At 71.6% G+C, this 17,971-nt stretch carries 12 protein-coding genes and 1 tRNA gene; 10 read left to right on the top strand and 3 right to left on the bottom strand.

All coding sequences use genetic code 11. The features are described 5' to 3' along the window. Positions 1 to 45 precede the first annotated feature (45 nt). Positions 46 to 807, bottom strand: coding sequence for a DUF1524 domain-containing protein (locus G6031_RS08540; RefSeq protein WP_182653014.1), 762 nt, complete (start codon positions 805 to 807; stop codon positions 46 to 48). A 171-nt stretch (positions 808 to 978) separates the two neighbouring features. Between G6031_RS08540 and G6031_RS08535 the strand changes: the two genes are divergently transcribed. The 5 genes from G6031_RS08535 (at position 979) to G6031_RS08515 (ending at position 9,098) form a co-directional block, all read left to right on the top strand. Further along, positions 979 to 3,897, top strand: coding sequence for an SNF2-related protein (locus G6031_RS08535; protein ID WP_182653013.1), 2,919 nt, complete (start codon positions 979 to 981; stop codon positions 3,895 to 3,897). Continuing rightward, positions 3,894 to 4,667 (top strand): hypothetical protein, encoded by a 774-nt coding sequence (locus G6031_RS08530; RefSeq protein WP_259848322.1) that lies wholly within the window; start codon positions 3,894 to 3,896, stop codon positions 4,665 to 4,667. Before G6031_RS08535 ends, G6031_RS08530 begins: the two co-directional genes overlap by 4 nt. A 59-nt stretch (positions 4,668 to 4,726) precedes the next feature. Then, on the top strand, positions 4,727 to 5,914 hold the full coding sequence (locus G6031_RS08525; protein WP_182644935.1) for a DNA repair exonuclease: 1,188 nt from the start codon (positions 4,727 to 4,729) through the stop codon (positions 5,912 to 5,914). After that, positions 5,911 to 8,544 (top strand): AAA family ATPase, encoded by a 2,634-nt coding sequence (locus tag G6031_RS08520; protein WP_182653012.1) that lies wholly within the window; start codon positions 5,911 to 5,913, stop codon positions 8,542 to 8,544. The genes G6031_RS08525 and G6031_RS08520 overlap by 4 nt, the downstream gene beginning before the upstream one ends. Before the next feature lie 74 nt (positions 8,545 to 8,618). After that, positions 8,619 to 9,098 carry a MarR family winged helix-turn-helix transcriptional regulator gene (locus G6031_RS08515; RefSeq protein WP_241731074.1) on the top strand — a complete coding sequence of 160 codons (480 nt, stop codon included), beginning with the start codon at positions 8,619 to 8,621 and terminating at the stop codon, positions 9,096 to 9,098. Positions 9,099 to 9,177: 79 nt separating this feature from the next. Here the strand turns inward: G6031_RS08515 and G6031_RS08510 are convergent. After that, positions 9,178 to 9,253 (bottom strand) — tRNA-Arg (locus tag G6031_RS08510). 190 nt (positions 9,254 to 9,443) lie between these two features. Between G6031_RS08510 and argS the strand changes: the two genes are divergently transcribed. The 5 genes from argS to thrB are packed head-to-tail and all read left to right on the top strand — an operon-like array spanning position 9,444 to position 15,898. Next, complete coding sequence (gene argS, locus G6031_RS08505; RefSeq protein ID WP_182639369.1) at positions 9,444 to 11,096, top strand: arginine--tRNA ligase; 1,653 nt, start codon at positions 9,444 to 9,446, stop codon at positions 11,094 to 11,096. Beyond that, the gene (gene lysA, locus G6031_RS08500) at positions 11,093 to 12,511 is read left to right on the top strand and encodes a diaminopimelate decarboxylase (protein ID WP_179525564.1); all 1,419 of its coding nucleotides are present in this window, start codon (positions 11,093 to 11,095) and stop codon (positions 12,509 to 12,511) included. The genes argS and lysA overlap by 4 nt, the downstream gene beginning before the upstream one ends. Beyond that, on the top strand, positions 12,508 to 13,860 hold the full coding sequence (locus G6031_RS08495; RefSeq protein WP_179525563.1) for a homoserine dehydrogenase: 1,353 nt from the start codon (positions 12,508 to 12,510) through the stop codon (positions 13,858 to 13,860). The genes lysA and G6031_RS08495 overlap by 4 nt, the downstream gene beginning before the upstream one ends. Next, positions 13,857 to 14,939, top strand: a complete 1,083-nt coding sequence (gene thrC / locus G6031_RS08490) for a threonine synthase (protein ID WP_179525562.1) — start codon at positions 13,857 to 13,859, stop codon at positions 14,937 to 14,939. The genes G6031_RS08495 and thrC overlap by 4 nt, the downstream gene beginning before the upstream one ends. Beyond that, the gene (gene thrB / locus G6031_RS08485; RefSeq protein WP_182644608.1) at positions 14,936 to 15,898 is read left to right on the top strand and encodes a homoserine kinase; all 963 of its coding nucleotides are present in this window, start codon (positions 14,936 to 14,938) and stop codon (positions 15,896 to 15,898) included. Before thrC ends, thrB begins: the two co-directional genes overlap by 4 nt. A gap of 48 nt (positions 15,899 to 15,946) precedes the next feature. Here thrB and G6031_RS08480 read toward each other — a convergent pair whose 3' ends face one another. Continuing rightward, on the bottom strand, positions 15,947 to 17,617 hold the full coding sequence (locus G6031_RS08480; protein ID WP_182610719.1) for an AMP-binding protein: 1,671 nt from the start codon (positions 17,615 to 17,617) through the stop codon (positions 15,947 to 15,949). Positions 17,618 to 17,971 lie beyond the last annotated feature (354 nt).

The following is a 17,971-nucleotide window of genomic DNA, read 5'->3' as shown; positions in this document are numbered from 1 at the left end:
GCCTGGTCCCGACCCGGGCGGGTCCACGCCGCTGCCCTCCCACCGTCACCGGCCGGGAGGGCAGCGGCGTACCGCCTCCTGCAGTACCTCCAGGTCGCCCTGGGTCACCGGAAGGCCGTACGCGACCGCCGCGGTGAGGTATCGGGCCGCGTAGAAGCAGTGCCTGCCGGGGTCCGGGGGGATCCACTCCTCCGGCGTCAGGTCGCTCTTCCTGCTGTTCACGGACCCGGTCACCGCGAGGAGGTTGCGGTCGACGTCGTTGGCGAACGCGGCGCGCCGCTCGGCTGACCAACTCCACGCTCCGAGGTCCCATGCCGCGGAGAGGGGGAACACGTGATCCACGTGGATCCCCCGGAGACCGGAGGCCCCGACATCGACCACCCGGCCGGTGTAGGGATCCACCAGGATCCCGCCGTCGACGGAGCACCCCGACGCGGCTTCCGGCGTGGCCCCCCGGAGGTCTCGGGCCAGCACGTCGTGGCGCGTCGAGCAGCCGTTCCCCGAACCCGGTGCTCCCGTCGCGTCGCTCCAGGCCGGACCGAACACGCACGCCGACGCCCCGGAACACGCCCGCTCGTACCCGGGCACCGTGACCCGCTCGGGGACCACGTCGACCCGCTCGAGCAGGGGCTCGACGAGGTCCCGTCCGGGGCTGCCGGGGGCCGAGGCCCGCGGGTCGCCCCACCACATCACGCCGCAGATCGCCGCCACGATCGCGAGCGTGAGGCCGAGTGCCCTGGGGCCGACCGGGGGGACGACCCGCCCGGATGCCCCGGGTCGGGGTCCGGCGGGCACGTGGTCGGTCACGGGGCGATTATGGGTGGCCCCACGCCCCCGGAGGCCGTCAGACGGTGGTCCCGGTCCCGGGCCTGTGGAGGCGCCGGGGGTGTGGGTAACCGGGGTGTGGAAGGGCCGTCGGGGCCCCGGCCCGGCACCGCACCGGAGTGCCGTGTCGGACGGGCGTGCTTACATGTCGTCGTGACCCAGTCCGCCGATCCCCGTCTCCACGCCGTGTGGCAGTCCGGGGTCGTGGGGTTGTGGTGCGACACGGGGTTGCGTCGACCGCACTCGGTGGCGCCGGCTGCCGCGGTGACGGCCGTGGGCCGTGCCGGGGCCCCGGATGCGGTGGTGGAGTTCCTCTCCGGCTACAGGCTGTCCCACCGGATCGGCATCCGTGCCGTCGTGGACGGCAGGGCCAGATCGGCGACGGTGCCCGGGATCCGGATCTCCGTCGGCGCCGCGATCGACCTGTGTCGACTCCTCGGGGCCGAGGACACGTGGGTCGGGTCGGGACTGCGGGCGTTCTCCGCCCTGTCCGCGGGTGTCGCGGCGCTCGTGGCCGCGGGCCACGTGGTCCCGTGTCTCACCCGCATGGACGGGGCGTGGGAGGCGTCCTGGGATCTGGTCGCCTCACCGGTGATCGGGGCGTGGACCACCGAGAGCCTCCAGCGCAGCCACGGGCTGGTCGCCACCCGCGAGGAGCTGGTCCGGCTGCTGTCCGAGCTGGCGGACCACCACGCCCGCACCGCGCTGGCACCCCTGGCGGCAGACCGCCACAGTGATCTCGGTGACGCACTGGTCACCGGTGGTCAGGTGACCTCGGGCGGTCAGGGCCTGGCCGATGCCGTACGGGAGTTCGGCCGGGCGGCCGCCGCGAAGGACGTCGAGGTGGTGTTCCGGGTGGTCGAACCCTCCGACGACGCCGAAGTGGACCGCGCCGCGATGCCTGGCCACGCCGTGGACGACGACCCGGCTGACGACTCGCCGGGGGAGCGGTCCCGGGATCCCGGTGTGCTCTGGCGGCTGCAGGTGTTGGTCCGGACGGGCGCCGATTCGCTCCGCCCGTTCTCCGACCTCGACGACACCTCCTCCGTGGACAAACCGGTTCGCGACGTGGTCGACCGGGCCGTCCGTTCGTGGCCGCCGCTGACACGGGCCACCCAGGCGGCCGGTGTTCCCGACCTGCTCCTGCCGACCGATCTCGTGGTCGACCTGGTCGACGAGGGGGTGGAGGCACTCCGGGGCCGCGGGGTCGAGGTCCTGCTGCCGAGGGCCTGGACCAGGATCAGGACAGCGGTCAGGCTGGCCGTCAAGGAGCCCGGGACCGAGTCGGTGGACTCGGGGCACCGGTTGGGCCTCGAACAGCTGGCGGACGTCGACTGGGAGTTGGTGGTCGACGACAACCCGTTGGACGCCACCGAGGCCCGGATGTTGCTCGACGCCGCGTCGGACCTGGTCAAGCTCCGCGGCCAGTGGGTCCGGGCGGACCCGGGTGCGCTCCGGCGGGCGGCCCGCTTCCTCGCCGCCAGGCGTGGCCAGCGGACGACCGCACCCGTTCTGGTCGGGGCGTTGATGTCCGAGGAGGCGGAGGGCGTCGAGGTCCGGTCGCCGGGCACCCTCGACTGGATCCCCTCGTCGTCGTCCCCGGTCGTGCTCCCGGACTGGTTCCGGGCCACCCTGCGTCCGTACCAACTGGACGGTGTCAGGTGGCTCTCGGCGCTCTCCCGGGCCGATACCGGGGCGGTCCTGGCCGACGACATGGGTCTCGGCAAGACGATGCAGGTGCTCGCGCTCACCGCGGTCGAACACGCGGCCGGGAGGTCCGGACCGACACTGGTGGTGGCGCCGCTCACCCTGGTCGCCACGTGGGCCCGCGAGGCGTCGACGTTCGCGCCGGACCTCCGGGTCCACGTCCATCACGGACAGGGTCGGGACCGAGGTGAGGGCGCGGCCGAGAGGATGGCGGACTCCGACCTCGTCCTGACCTCATACGGCACCGCAGCTCGTGACGTCGACCTGCTCACCGGGGTGAGGTGGCGGCGTCTGGTCGCGGACGAGGCGCAGACGGTCAAGAACCCGGCGACCGCGGTGTCCCGGGCGATCAGATCGATCCCCGCGCGGCACCGGATCGCGCTGACCGGGACCCCGGTGGAGAACAGGCTGGACGAACTACGGGCGGTGTTCGACTTCGCCAACCCGGGGCTGCTCGGGTCGGCCAGTACCTTCCGCGCCCGGTTCGCGGTCCCCATCGAATCGCACCGAGACGAGGCCGCGGCCACCCGGCTGCGTGCCCTGGCGGCCCCGTTCGTCCTGCGCCGACTCAAGTCGGACCCGCTCGTGGCCGCGGATCTGCCGGCCAAGCAACACATCAGGGTCGACTCACCACTGACCCGTGAACAGGCGACCCTGTACCAGGCGGTCGTCGAGGACATGATGGAGCAGGTCAGGGACTCCGAGGGTGCGGCCCGCAAGGGTGCGATCCTGTCCGGTCTCACCGCGCTCAAACAGGTGTGCAACCATCCTGCGCACTACCTCGGCGACGGGTCCTCGCTGCTGCGGGGTGGGCGACACCGGTCCGGAAAGCTCGCGGCACTGGACGAGGTCCTCACCGAGATCCTCGACGCGGGGGAGAAGGTCCTGTTGTTCACGCAGTACCGTGCCTTCGGAGATCTGGTCCTCCCGCTGTTGGAGCGCCGGGCGGCGACCGGGGTCCCGTTCCTCCACGGCGGTGTCACCGCGGGTGGTCGGGCCTCGATGGTCGAGGAGTTCCAGAGCGCGGACGGCCCACCGCTGATGCTCGCCTCCCTCCGGGCGGGCGGGACCGGGCTCACGCTGACCGAGGCCAATCACGTGGTGCATCTGGACCGGTGGTGGAATCCCGCGGTGGAGAACCAGGCGACGGATCGCGTCCACAGGATCGGGCAGACCCGGGTGGTCCAGGTGCGGACCCTCGTGGCGCCCGGGACGGTGGAGGACCGGATAGACGAGCTGCTCGAGTCCAAGCGCGAGCTGGCGGATCTGACGCTCGGCCCCCTCGCGGGTGTGCTCACCGAGCTGACAGACGCCGATCTGGCCTCACTCGTCGCGCTGACCGACGAGGGGACGGACGAGACGTGAGCGGGAGAGGCGGGATCCCCACCAGGTCCAAGGCGGGTCCGTTCGGGTCGCACATGTGGAGTCGGCGGTGGTCCTCGGACCTCGAATCCGGCGTGAGCCGCGGCGAGGCGTTCCTCGGCCGCAAGGACGCGCGCAACGGCAGGGTGCTCTCCCTGGAGCACTCCGGCCGGATCGTGCGGTGCGACGTCGACGGCAGTCAACCGGACCCGTTCTCCGTGGAGTTCGAGTTCGCCCCGCTCGACGCCACGGACACCGACGCGCTCCGTACGGCGCTCCGCCGCGAGGAGGGAGGAGTGCTGGGCGCGCTCTCCGGGGATTTCTCCGACACGGTCGGATTCCTCCTGCTCCCGGCGGTCCACGGCGCCACCCGGTACTCGTGCCGGTGCCCGGTCCAGCCGGGCCCGTGTCGACACGTCCTGTCCGCCGCCCACGTGCTCGTGGAGTGGTGGGACGCCACCCCTGAGGTGATGTTCGCACTCCGGGGACTGAGGGCCGAGACGGTGGGCGCCGTGCTGGGGGGGACCGCGGACGGGGACGTCGGCGCGGTCGCCTTCGACGTGGAGGAGAGCCTGTGGGGCCGCGATCCACTTCTCCCCGCCGTCCCCACCACCGCCCCGGCGGGTCTGGAGGATCTCCTGGACGCACCGGTCACCAGGAGACTCGCCGCGGCCGCGACCGGGGATCCACTCGAACAACTGCGGGTGGTGGCCGACCTGGAGGACTTCCTCGACGCGTTCAGCCGGTATCGGCCGGGGGATCAGCGCCCGTGATCCACCCGGTCGGCGAATCCCGCCGCAGCACTGTCGGAGCCCCCACCTACGATGCGGCCATGGACAGGCGACGGGACGGCGACACGATCCGATTCCTCCACTCGGCCGATTGGCAGCTGGGGATGACACGGCGATTCCTCGGGACCGAGTCACAGGCGGTGTACACGGCGGACCGGCTCGCCGCGGTGGCGTCGTTGGGGGACATCGCGCTCGAGCACGGCGCCGAGTTCGTCGTGGTCGCGGGCGACGCGTTCGAGGACAACGCCGTTCCCCGATCGGTCGTGCTCCGTGCCGCGGAGGTTCTCGCGGCCTTCCCGGTACCTGTACTGATCCTCCCCGGGAACCACGATCCGCTTGACGTGTCGTCGGTACTGAGGTGCCGGGACTTCTCCTCGGCCGTGGACGGCGGGGCCGTCACCGTCATCTGCGACTCCGAGCCCGTGGAGATACGCCCCGGGGTCGAGGTGGTGGGGGTCCCGTGGACCTCCAAGCGCCCGGATCCCGCCCGTCTCCCCGCGTTGCTCGCCGACCTGGGCCCGACCGACTCCCTGCGCATCCTCGTCGCGCACGGCGGCACCGACGAGGTCTACGGCGGTGACTCGCCGTCCGTCGAGGCGATCCGCGTCGCGGAGCTCGAGAGCGCCGTCGGGTCGGGACACCTGGACTACGTGGCCCTCGGCGACAGGCACTCGGTCACCCGTGTCGGTGCCGGCGACAGGATCTGGTTCTCGGGGAGCCCCGAGACCACGGCGTTCGACGACGTCGAGAGGGCGTCCGGTCAGGCTCTGCTCGTCGAGCTCGGGACGCGGAGCCCCACCGGCGGCCGGGGTGACTGTGTGGTGACACCCGTCCGGACCGGACGGTGGTCCTTCCTCGCTATCACCGCGGAGATCGAGACCGAGTCGGACCTCGACGCCCTCGCCGAGCGGATCGAGGCGATCGAGGACAAACCCAGGACGGTCCTCAAGCTGGGCCTCACCGGGACCGTCGGGGTGGCCCTGCGTGCGAGGATCGACGATCTCCTGGAGACGTGGGCGGAGCTGTTCGCGGCCGCATACCTGCGAGAGCGGCTCACCCACCTGGTGGTCCGCGCGGAGGATTCGGACTTCACCGACCTCGTGGACGGCTATGCCGGGCGCGCGGTTCAGGATCTCGTGGAGAAGGCGGCGTCGAACGGATCGGACTCGGAGGACGCCGGCAATGCGCTCAGTCTGCTGTACCGGCTCGTGGACGGAGGCCTGAGGTGATCCTGCACCGGCTGTGTATCGAGGACTTCCGAGGCGTCGATCGGGAGGAGGTGCAGGTGCCCCCCCGCGGGGTCTTCGTGATCGAGGGCCCCAACGAATCGGGCAAGACGAGCCTCATGGATGCACTGGAGATGCTCCTCGAACACAAGGCCTCCTCCGGCCGAGCGGAGATCAAGGCCGCGAGCCCTGTGGGGCGTGACGTCCCGGTGGTGGTGGAGGCCGAGTTCACGATCGACCGCGAGCGGATGCGGTACCGCAAGGAGTTCGTGCGCGGCAAGCGCACGTCGCTCGAGTTCCCGGAGTCCGCGAAGGTGGCGCTGACGGGTGACGACGCCCACGACTACGTGCGGGACCTCCTGGACCGCCGGGTGGACAGGTCCCTGTGGAGAGCGCTGCGTATCGCCCAGGACGAACCCATCGGTCAGGTGGAGGCGGGCAAGGGGATGGAGTCGCTGCGGCGAGCCCTGGACGCCGCGGCCGGCGGGGCCGCTCCCACGGGTGACGACACACTGGTCACCCGGGTCGCGGAGGAACGTCACCGCTACCTGACGGCACGACGCGGGGAGCCCACCGGCGAGCTCGCGCGGTCGGAGACCCGGCTGGCTGACGCACGCACGGCGCTGGACGACGCCAGGGCGGGGCTGTCCGAACTCGATGCCGCGGTGACCGAGCACGCACACCACTCCGCCGCCCACTCCGCCAGGCGATCCTCGCTGGCCGCCGTCGAGGTGGAGGTGGAGCGCCTCGAGGAGGCCGGACGAACCGTCGCACGGTTCCGGGAGCTCCTCCGGGCCGCGGAGGCGGAGGTCGACCGCGCCACGGTGGCGCACGACGCGGCGAGCCGGCTCCACCGGGAGCGCACGGACCTCATCACACGGCGTCAGGAGGAACTGACCAGGGAGACCGACCTGCGATCCGCCACGGAGGCGGCGACGCGGAGGGTGGAGCCGGCCGAGATCAGGGCGAGCGAGGCGCGGGCCGCCCTGGAAGCGGCCGAGGAGCGGGTCACCAGGGCCCGCGCACTGGTCGACGCCGAGCGGGACGCGCGCGACCGGGTGCGGCGTCGCGCCGACCTGTCCGACCTCGATTCCCTTCTCGAGACCCTCGGGACGGTCGGGAGGGAACTCGCGGAGAAGGAGGCCGAACTCGCGGATGTCGACCTTCCCGGCGGGACCGTCGAGCGGATCCGCTCCGCGGACACGGCCCTGCGCGAAGCCGTGGTCCGCAGTGCGGCCAGTGCCCCGAGGGTGGCGGTGACCGGCGAGGGAACGGCCCGAATCGGGGAGGAGACGATCGACGCGTCCGCGGGCTGGGAGGGCGAGATCGTCGAGGACACCGTGTTCGAGGTGGGAACGGTGTCGCTGACCGTGGTCCCCGCCGGCGACACCGAGGCCGTCCGCCGCGCGGAGTCGGCGGCCAGGTCCCGACTCGAGACGGTGCTCCGCGAGAGCGGGTGCGGATCGCTCGCCGAGGCCGAGAGGAGGGAACGGCGGGCGGAGGGGCTCCGAGCCGAGATCGCAGCCCACCGGCGGCGCAGGACGGATCTGCTCCGGGGGGACACCCCCGAGGATCTGACGAGACGACGCGCGATACTCGCCGCGGAGGTGGGGTCGGACGCCGAGGAATCGGCAGGGGCCCCCGCCGGCCCTGGTGGGCCCGGGGACGGGGACTCACCGGACCCTGCAGCGGAGTCGGCCTCGGCGGAGGAGGACCTGATCAGGTGCCGCTCGGAGGATCGGGCCGCCTCGGCCGAGGCCGAGACTCTGCGAACCGACCTCGCCACCAGGGGCGCGTTGGCCGCGGAGGCCGCGGACCGGCTGCAGGGGTGCGAGGACGCGGTCGCCGCCGCACGGGCCGTGACGCCGGACGCGGAGCTCGAGGCCGCGGTGGAGAGGACGACGCTCGAGGTGGACTCCAGAAGGGAGACCGCGCGTCAGGCGCGGGCCCGACTGGACGAGACGCTCGCCGACGCGCCGCCGGAACTCCTCGAGAACGCGCGGGCCTCGCTGGCCGCCCTCGTCGCCGAGGAGAGGGAGTGCGCGTCGGCGGTGGCCACAGCGCTCGGTCGGGTGAACGCGATCGGAGACCAGGGACGGCTCGGGGACGTCGCGGTGGCGGAACGTGAGGTCGAGGCCGCGCAGAGGGAGAACTCCGCCCTGTGGCGGCGGGCACGCGCGGCGGACCTGCTCTACCGGACCCTCGAACAACGACGGTCCGAGGCTCTCCGGGCCTACCAGGAGCCGTTCCACCGGGCGGTGGTCGAACTCGGGCGACTGGTCTACGGGCGCGAGTTCGACGTGCGACTGGGGGAGGACCTCACCATTCTCAGCCGGAGGATCGGGGAGGTCTCCGTCGACTACGACTCCCTGTCCGGCGGGGCCAGGGAACAGCTGGCCGTGATCGTCAGAATCGCCTGCGCCAGACTCGTGGGGGACAACGGTGTCCCGGTGTTCCTCGACGACACCATGGGGTACACCGATCCCTCCCGTCGCCTCACGATGGGTGCGGTCATCGCCGCCGCGGCCTCCACGTCACAGGTCATCGTCCTCACCTGCGACCGTTCACGCTTCGCGGGTGTCGGCAGCGCGCGCACCCACGTCATGCGCAGGTCGGCATCGGCCCGCGACTGAGGGCGGTCCGGCCGGTCCGCGGCGGGCCGGTGGCTGGAGGACGCAGCGGCGGGTCGCCGTGCTGTAATAGCCCCATGAGCGAGACACGCTGGTTGAGCGATGAAGAACAGTGCATGTGGCGCCGGTACCGGGAAGTCAATCAGTTGCTCGACCTCGCGATCGAACGCCAGCTCCAGCGCGACGCGTCGATGTCCCAGTCCGACTACTCGGTGCTGGTCAGCCTGAGCGAGGCGGACGGTCGGGGCCTGCGCGCCCGTGATCTGGGGGCGGCTCTCGGCTGGGACCGCAGCCGTGTGTCGCACCAGGTCAGGCGGATGGAGGCCCGGGGACTCGTCGCCAAGGGGGAGTGCGCGGAAGACGGCCGGGGCACCATCGTCACCCTCACCGCAGAGGGCGCCGAGGCGATCGCCCGGGTGGCCCCCATGCACGTGGAGAAGGTCCGCGAGCTTCTGGTCGACGTCCTCACCCCGGAGGAGGTCGGCACACTGACCGAGATCTTCGAGCGGGTGGTCACCCGCATCGGCGAGGTCGACGGGATCACCCTGCCGAGCTGATCGGGTCCGGGGTCGCGCCGGAGAGTACGAACGGAAATGACAGCGGGGCCCGGGCTGAGAAGCCCGGGCCCCGCTGTCGTGGTGCCCCCGAAGGGAATCGAACCCCTGACCTTTGGTACCGGAAACCAACGCTCTATCCCCTGAGCTACGAGGGCGGGATACCGGCCTTTCCGGGCCGGAGGCCGATCGCCGGGCGACTACTTCGAACCGCCCTGCTGAACAGCGAGACCGATCGTAGCACCGGGGCGGGATCGTGACCGCATCGGGCCCGCCCGCGTCGCGAGGGCGGGCGGACGCCGGTGTCCGATTCCGCTGCCGACGTGCCGACACCTAGGATAGGAAGACGTGACTCCCGCCGACCTCGCCGCCGTCATCCGCGCCGCTCTCATCACCGTTCTCACCGAGCGTGGAGCCGACATCTCGGTGGTGCCGGACACGGTGACGGTCGAACGCCCGCGCAACCCGGAACACGGCGACTACGCCACCAACATCGCGTTGCAGTTGGCCAAGAAGGTCGGAGCCTCTCCGCGGGATCTGGCGCAGGAGATCGCCACCGCGCTCGCCGCCGATCCCGGTGTGGCGTCGGCGGACATCGCCGGCCCCGGATTCCTCAACATCCGCCTCGACTCCGGTGCCCAGGGGTCGCTCGTGGCCTCCGTCATCGAGCAGGGCGAGGCGTACGGCACCGGGGACGCGATGGCCGGTCGTCGGGTGAACCTCGAGTTCGTCTCCGCCAACCCGACCGGCCCCATCCACCTGGGAGGCACCCGCTGGGCGGCGGTCGGCGACGCCCTCGGGCGCGTGCTCGAGGCATCCGGTGCGCAGGTGACCCGGGAGTACTACTTCAACGACCACGGTGCCCAGATCGATCGGTTCAGCAGGTCGCTGGCCGCCGCGGCCCGCGGCGAGGCGACTCCGGAGGACGGGTACGCGGGAGCGTACATCGACGACATCGCCGCCCGGGTCGTCGCGGAGCACCCGGACGTCCTCGAACTGCCGGAGGCCGAGGGGCTCGAGACGTTCCGCGCCACGGGCGTCGATCTGATGTTCACCCACATCAAGGCGTCGCTCGCGGAGTTCGGCACTGTCTTCGACGTCTACACCCACGAGAACTCGATGTTCACCTCCGGCGCCGTCGACCGGGCGATCGAGGTGCTCAAGGGCAACGGCAACCTGTACGAGTCCGAGGGCGCCTGGTGGCTGCGCTCCACGGACTTCGGGGACGACAAGGACCGTGTGGTCCTCAAGTCCGACGGCAACGCGGCCTACATCGCCGGTGACATCGCCTACTTCCTGGACAAGCGGGACCGCGGTTTCGACCTGTGCATCTACATGCTCGGTGCCGACCATCACGGGTACATCGCCCGTCTCAAGGCCGCGGCGGCGGCACTGGGGGACGACCCCGCGGCGATCGAGGTCCTCATCGGGCAGATGGTCAGCCTCGTGCGGGACGGCGTCCCGGTCAAGATGAGCAAGCGCGCCGGCACCGTCATCACGCTCGACGACCTGGTGGACGCGATCGGGGTGGACGCCGCTCGGTATGCGCTCATCCGCTCCTCGGTGGACCAGACCATGGACATCGATCTGCAGTTGTGGACGTCGGCGACCAACGACAACCCGGTCTTCTACGTCCAGTACGCGCACGCCCGCCTGTGTTCCCTCGCCCGGAACGCCGCCGACCTGGGGGTCACCACCGACGCCGCCGACCTCGCGCTCCTGGTCGAGGACCGGGAGGGCGCGCTCATCCGGACCATCGGTGAGTTCCCCCGGGTCGTGGCGAGCGCGGCCGAGCTGCGCGAACCGCACCGGGTCGCCAGGTATCTCGAGGAACTCGCGGGCGCCTACCACCGCTTCTACGACACGTGTCGCGTCCTGCCGATGGGTGACGAGGAGGCGGGGCCGCTCCACGCCGCCCGGCTCGCGCTCAGCACGGCGACCCGACAGACGCTGGCGAACGGACTGCGGCTGATCGGCGTCACCGCCCCGGAGAAGATGTGAGCGCGCACCCGGCCGGGTCCCGGCACGAGTTCCCGCACGCGCCCGGGATCGGCGAGCGTCCCACCGACGCGGGCGGGGTGATGGCCCTGGATCCGGCGGTCTGGCCGCGCGGTGCGGGTCGTCGCGGGGACGGGGTGGTGGAGTTCGCCGGGGTCGCGGCGGATGAGCTGGCGGCCGAGTTCGGCACCCCGTTGTTCGTCATCGACGAGGACGACTTCCGCTCGCGCTGCCGCGAGATGGCGGAGGCCTTCGGGGGCGCCGACCGGGTCCACTACGCGTCCAAGGCGTTCCTGTGTACCGAGGTGGCGCGCTGGGTGGCGGAGGAGGGGTTGAGCCTGGACGTCGCCTCCGGTGGCGAGCTCGCGGTGGCCCTTCGCGCGGGGTTCCCGACGGACCGGATCACCGTGCACGGCAACAACAAGTCCGCCGACGAACTCAGGCTCGCCGTGCGCAGCGGGGTCGGGCACGTCGTCCTCGACTCGATGTCCGAGATCGCCCTGCTCGACCGCATCGCCGCCGAGGAGGGCGTGGTCCAGGACGTCTTCATCCGGGTGACGGTGGGCGTGGAGGCGCACACCCACGAGTTCATCGCCACCGCCCACGAGGACCAGAAGTTCGGGTTCTCCCTCGCTGGCGGTGCGGCGATGGCGGCCGTCCGCGGGGTGTTCGAGGCACCGCACATCCGGCTCACCGGCCTGCACAGCCACATCGGGTCCCAGATCTTCGACGTCGACGGCTTCGAACTCGCCGCGCGCCGCGTGATCGGCCTCCTGCGCGACATCGTCGACGAGTTCGGTGTCGAGCGCACGGCCCAGCTCGATCACCTGGACCTGGGTGGCGGACTGGGCATCAGCTACGTCGCCTCCGACGACCCGCCCCCGGTCGCCCAGCTGGCCGCCGCGCTGACGGAGATCGTCGACGGCTTCTCACGGGACGTCGGCCTCGCGCCCCCCACGCTGGTCGTCGAACCCGGCCGGGCGATCGCCGGACCCGGCACCGTCACCCTCTACGAGGTGGGCGTGGTCAAGGACGTCGAGCTCGCGGGTGGGGAGAGTCGCCGTTACATCAGTGTCGACGGCGGGATGAGCGACAACATCCGGACGGCGTTGTACGACGCCGTGTACGACGCCCGGCTGGTGGGCCGCGCCTCGTCGGCGGAACCCGTCGTGGCGAGGCTCGTGGGCAAGCACTGCGAGAGCGGTGACGTGGTGGTGCGTGACCTGTGGATGCCGGAAGACGTCGGTGCGGGTGACCTGGTGGCCGTCGCGGCGACCGGGGCCTACTGCTACTCGATGTCGAGCCGGTACAACCTGATCGGGCGGCCCGCGGTGGTCGCGGTCCGCGACGGACGGGCACGCCTGGTGCTCCGACGTGAAACCCTGGACGATCTGACGAGCTTGGAGGTGGGACAGTGAGCGACGCAACGGCGTCAGGCGTGCGACCCGTGGGAGTGGCGGTGCTCGGAATGGGCACCGTCGGCACCGAGGTCATCCGCTACATGACGGAGAACGCGGAGGCTCTCGCCTCCCGCATCGGGGCCCCGTTGGCCCTGCGGGGTGTCGCCGTGCGCGACCTGACCCGCGATCGCGGGGTGGACCCGGAGCTCCTGACCGCGGACCCGGCCTCGCTCGTCTCCCGGGACGACGTCGACGTCGTCGTCGAACTGATGGGCGGCATCGACGTGCCGCGTCCCCTCCTGCTCGAGGCGCTCCGTCACGGCAAGGCCGTGGTCACCGCGAACAAGGCGCTGCTGGCCGAGTACACCGACGAACTGGCGGAGGCCGCGGACTCGACCCGCACCGACCTGTACTTCGAGGCGGCCGTGGCCGGCGCGATCCCGGTGATCGGACCGCTGCGTCGCTCGATGGCCGGCGACCAGGTCGAGCGTGTCCTCGGGATCGTCAACGGCACCACCAACTACATCCTCTCCGCGATGGGGGCCACGGGCGCCGACTACGCGGAGACCCTCGCGGAGGCCTCCAGGCTCGGGTACGCGGAGGCCGATCCCACGGCGGATGTCGAGGGGTACGACGCGGCGGCCAAGGCCGCGATCCTGGCCTCGATCGCGTTCCACAGCCGGGTGACGGCGGGCGACGTCTACCGGGAGGGGATCTCCAGGATCTCGCCCGACGACTTCGCCTCCGCCCGCGACATGGACTGCACCATCAAGCTGCTCGCGATCTGCGAGAAGCTGCGGCGGGAGGACGGCAGCGAGGCCGTCTCGGCGCGCGTGTACCCCGCGTTGTTGCCCAACAGCCATCCGCTCGCCACCGTCAACGGCGCCTTCAACGCCGTCGTGGTGGAGGCGGAGGCGGCCGGCCGTCTCATGTTCTACGGGCAGGGTGCGGGAGGTTCCCCGACCGCCTCCGCCGTGCTCGGGGACATGGTCGCGGCGGCCCGCAACAAGGTGGACTCGGGTCGCGCACCCGGCGAGTCGACCTACGCGGCCCTCCCCGTGGCCTCGATGGACGAGGTCTCCACGCGGTACCACGTGCGGATGCGTGTGGCCGACAAGCCCGGGGTGCTGGCGCTGGTCGCCGCCGAGTTCTCCCGCCACGGGGTGTCCATCGCCCAGGTGCGGCAGACCGAGGTCGAGTTCCCGGAGTCGGAGCTCGACGATTCCGAGCCCACCGCGGAGCTCACCGTCCTGACCCACCGTGCCTCGGAGCGCGCGCTCGCCGACACGGTCGCCGCGCTCTCCGACCAGGACGCGGTCTCGGTCATCACCAGCGTCATCCGACTCGAGGGAGTGGACACCGAATGAGCAGCACCCATCAGCCCGTGCACCACCGCTGGCCCGGCCTCATCGAGGCCTACCGCGACCGGCTCCCGATCGGGGACGCCTGGGAGCCGGTGACGCTCTTCGAGGGCGGGACCCCGCTCCTCCCGGCGCCCTACCTCTCAGGGGTCACGGGGTGCGAGGTCTACCTCAAGGTGGAGGGCCTCAACCCGACGGGCTCGTTCAAGGACCGCGGCATGACCATGGCCGTCACCGACGCCAGGGCGAGGGGCCAGAAGGCCGTCCTGTGTGCCTCGACCGGGAACACCTCCGCCTCGGCCGCCGCGTATGCGACCCGCGCCGGGATGGGCTGCGCGGTTCTCATCCCGCAGGGCAAGATCGCGGCGGGGAAGCTGGCGCAGGCGGTCATGCACGGGGCGACGATCATCCAGGTGGACGGCAACTTCGACGACTGCCTGGAGCTGGCCCGTAAGACCACCGCCACGTACGCGGAGATCGGTCTGGTCAACTCGGTCAACCCGGTGCGGATCGAGGGCCAGAAGACCGCCGCGTTCGAGATCGTCGACGTGCTCGGACGCGCACCCGATCTGCACTTCCTCCCGGTGGGCAACGCGGGCAACATCACCGCGTACTGGAAGGGCTACAGCGAGTACCACGCGGACGGCATCGTCTCGACCCGCCCGCGGATGATGGGCGTGCAGGCCGCGGGCGCGGCGCCCCTCGTGGACGGGGCGCCGGTCAAGAACCCGGAGACCATCGCCACCGCCATCCGCATCGGCGCGCCGGCGTCCTGGGACGGCGCCGTCGCCGCCCGTGACCAGTCCGGTGGCACGTTCCGCAAGCGCACCGACGAGCAGATCCTCGAGGCGTACCGCACGGTTGCGGGCAAGGACGGCGTGTACGTGGAGCCGGCCTCCGCGGCGTCGGTCGCGGGACTGCTCGACGCGCACGCCAATGGGGAACTCGAGCCCGGTCAGACGATCGTCTGCACCGTCACCGGCAACGGGCTCAAGGACCCGGACACCGCCCTCCTGGGCATGCCCGAGGTGGAGGCCATCCCGGTGGATCCGACCGCCGTCGCCGGCGCTCTCGGGTTGGAATGAGCGACGTGACCGGTACCGGCCCCGAGGTCTTCGGCAGCTCCGGGGGACGTATCCTGCCGGTCGGTCGCTCGGTCACCGTCGAGGTGCCCGCGTCCAGCGCCAACCTCGGGCCGGGTTTCGACGCCCTGGGCGTGGCGCTGGGCCTGTACGACACCATCACGGTGACCACCATCGGCTCGGGGCTCGAGCTCGAGGTCTCGGGCGAGGGGGCCGGTCAGGTCCCCGCCGACGCCTCCCACCTGGTAGCGAAGGCGGTGGAGGCGGGACTGCGGGCCGGCGGCACGGGCGCCCCTGGGGTCAGGATCTCCTGTACCAACGCGATACCGCACTCCCGGGGTCTCGGGTCCTCCGCGTCCGCTGCGGTGGGGGGACTGGTCGCGGCGAACGGACTCATGGGCGGCGTGTTGACCGACGAGCACCTGGTACAGCTCGCCAGCGAGTTCGAGGGGCATCCCGACAACGCGGCGGCGAGCGTGCTCGGCGGGGTCGTGGTCTCGTGGACCGAGCGATCGGCGACCGCCGTGACCTACCGCGCGGTGCGCATGGACGTCGATCCGACGATCGTCGCCACCGTGCTGGTGCCGGCCGAGACCTCGTCGACGGCGCAGACCCGGGGCCTGCTCCCGGAGATGGTCCCCCACGAGGACGCGGCCTTCAACGCCAGTCGGGCCGCACTGATGTCGGTGGCCCTGGCCTCGCACCCTGAGTTCCTCCTGGCCGCGACCGAGGACAGACTCCACCAGTCCTACCGGGCCCCGGCGCTCGTCGGCACCACCGAGTGGGTCGGCCGGCTCCGGGACCGTGGACTCGCCGCGACGGTCTCCGGGGCGGGCCCCACCGTCCTGGTGCTGGGGACCTCCGCGCTGCCCGCGGACCTGCGCGGGGACGCCGAGGCGCAGGGATGGCAGGTCCTGGATCTCCGGATCGCGGAGGGCGCCCGGGTTCTCGTCGGGGAGTGAGGACGTCCGCTCGCACGACGGGGGTTCACGGCCGGGCCGTGACCCCGGTCAGGCGGTGGAGCCCGGTGAGATGGTCGTGACCTGATAGGCCCCGTCGGCGTGGAGGGCACGGATCGCCCGCTTGTCGTACTTTCCGACCGACGTGCGGGGGATGTCGTCGACGAACGCCCAGTGGTCCGGTCGCTTCCACAGTTCCACATGGCCCTCCAGCGACTCCCAGAGCGCCCGCGCGGTGGCGGACGCGCCGGGTTTGAGGTGGACCAGGACCATGGGGCGGTTGCCCCAGCGTTCGTCCGGTACGCCGATCACCGCGGCATCGGCCACCCGCTCGTCCCGCAGGACGGCGTGCTCGAGTTCCACCGAGGAGATCAGCTCGCCCCCCGAGGCGATGATGTCGTCCACCCGGTCGACCACGTCGAGGTAGCCCCTGGGGGAGATGGTCGCCATGTCCCCGGTGCGCAGCCAACCGTCGACGAACCGGTCGGTCGCGTCGTCGCCGAGATAGCGTGCGGTGACCCAGGGTCCTCTGATCTGTAGCTCGCCGACCGACCACCCGTCGTTCGGCAGGACACGCCCGGCTTCGACGATCCGGGCCTCGACCCCGGCGGGGAACCTGCCCTGCCCGAGGATCTGTGCCCGGCGGTGGGTCGCGGACGAATGGGGGTCGGCCCGGGCGAACGTGGCGATCGGGCTCGACTCGGTGAGGCCGTAGGCCTGCATGATGGTGACCCCGTGTCGTGTGACGAACGCGTCGAACAGCGCCTCCGGCACCGGCGAGCCGCCGACCAGGACCTCGCCCAGGTGGCCGAGCGGCTGGGGGTTGGTCTCCAGCCGGCGGAGGAGGCGCTGCAGGGAGGCCGGCGTGGTCGCGACCTTGTTGGGTCTGAACGTGGCGAGCAGATCGGCCAGGTCGCGGCCGGAGTGCATGGCCTGACCAGGTCGCGGCCGGGCGGTGATGATGCTCGCCCCGGTCATGAACGCCGCGTAGGGCAGGCCCCAGGACAGGACGTGGTACATCGGCACGGTCGTCAGGACGGTGTCCCCGCTGCGGAGCGCCGCGCTCTCGGCCATGCACATCTGCATCGAGTGCAGCCAGATCGAGCGGTGGGTGAACGCCACCGCCTTGGACAGGCCGGTCGTGCCGGAGGTGTAGGCCAGCGCCGCCGCGGCGCGTTCGTCCAGCTCGGGCCACTGATAGGTGGTCGGCCGTCCGTCGAGGAGGGCCTCCAGGGCGTGGAGTTCCACCTCGTGACCGTCCCCGGACAGGTCGGTGGTGTCCCCGGCGACCCGGGCGTCGAAGACGACGAGGTGGCGCACGTGCTCCAGGTCGGCGACCACCTCGAGTGCGAGAGAGAGCAGTTCGGGATCCACCAACACGACGGAGACGTCGTTGTCGCGGAGCGCCGCGAGGAGGAAGGACCGGGATCTCAGGACGTTGACCGACAGCGCGACGGCTCCCATCGACGGGATCGCGAACAGCGACTCGACGACCTCGGTGCGGCTGCCGGACAGGACGGCCACGACGTCACCCTCGCCCACGCCGAGATCGGTGAGGGCGTGGGCCAGGGCCGCGGCCCTGGCGGCGATCACGTCGAACCGAAGGGTCCGGGGCTCCATGTCCCCGACGAAACCGGTGACCGTGGAGCCGGAGTGGCGCTCTGCGGCGTGGTCGAGGATCCGGGACACGAGCAACGGGGTGTCGAGCATCGTTCCGAACATCAGACCTCCTTCCGCGCGGCCGCAGTGGGCTGTAGGTTACCGCCCGTCGACCGGGATGCGGACACGCCCGTGGGACTCGCGAGGGGGACGCGTGTGGAGACCGACTGCGGGTAGTATGCTTGCCGAAGCCACGGACGCCCGGTCGTCCCCGCATCCCGAGACATCTCCAGTTCACCGTCCGCCTCGGCGGACGGCAGCTCGTGAGTAGGTCACGGTGGGAGCGGCCGAACGGCGAGTGGTCAACTGGGATTGTCGTGCCCGTGAGTGGGTCTCGTCCGTAGTCGACGGTCAACATGACGTCGGCGCGGTGGGCGTCACCTCGTGTACATCCCCCTCAGACGAATCCGTGTCCGG

This window comes from Dietzia sp. CQ4, assembly GCF_014145125.1.
GTDB lineage: Bacteria > Actinomycetota > Actinomycetes > Mycobacteriales > Mycobacteriaceae > Dietzia > Dietzia natronolimnaea.
The sequence above is the reverse complement of the archived record's forward strand: the minus strand, read 5'-3'. Positions and strand labels throughout refer to the sequence as shown.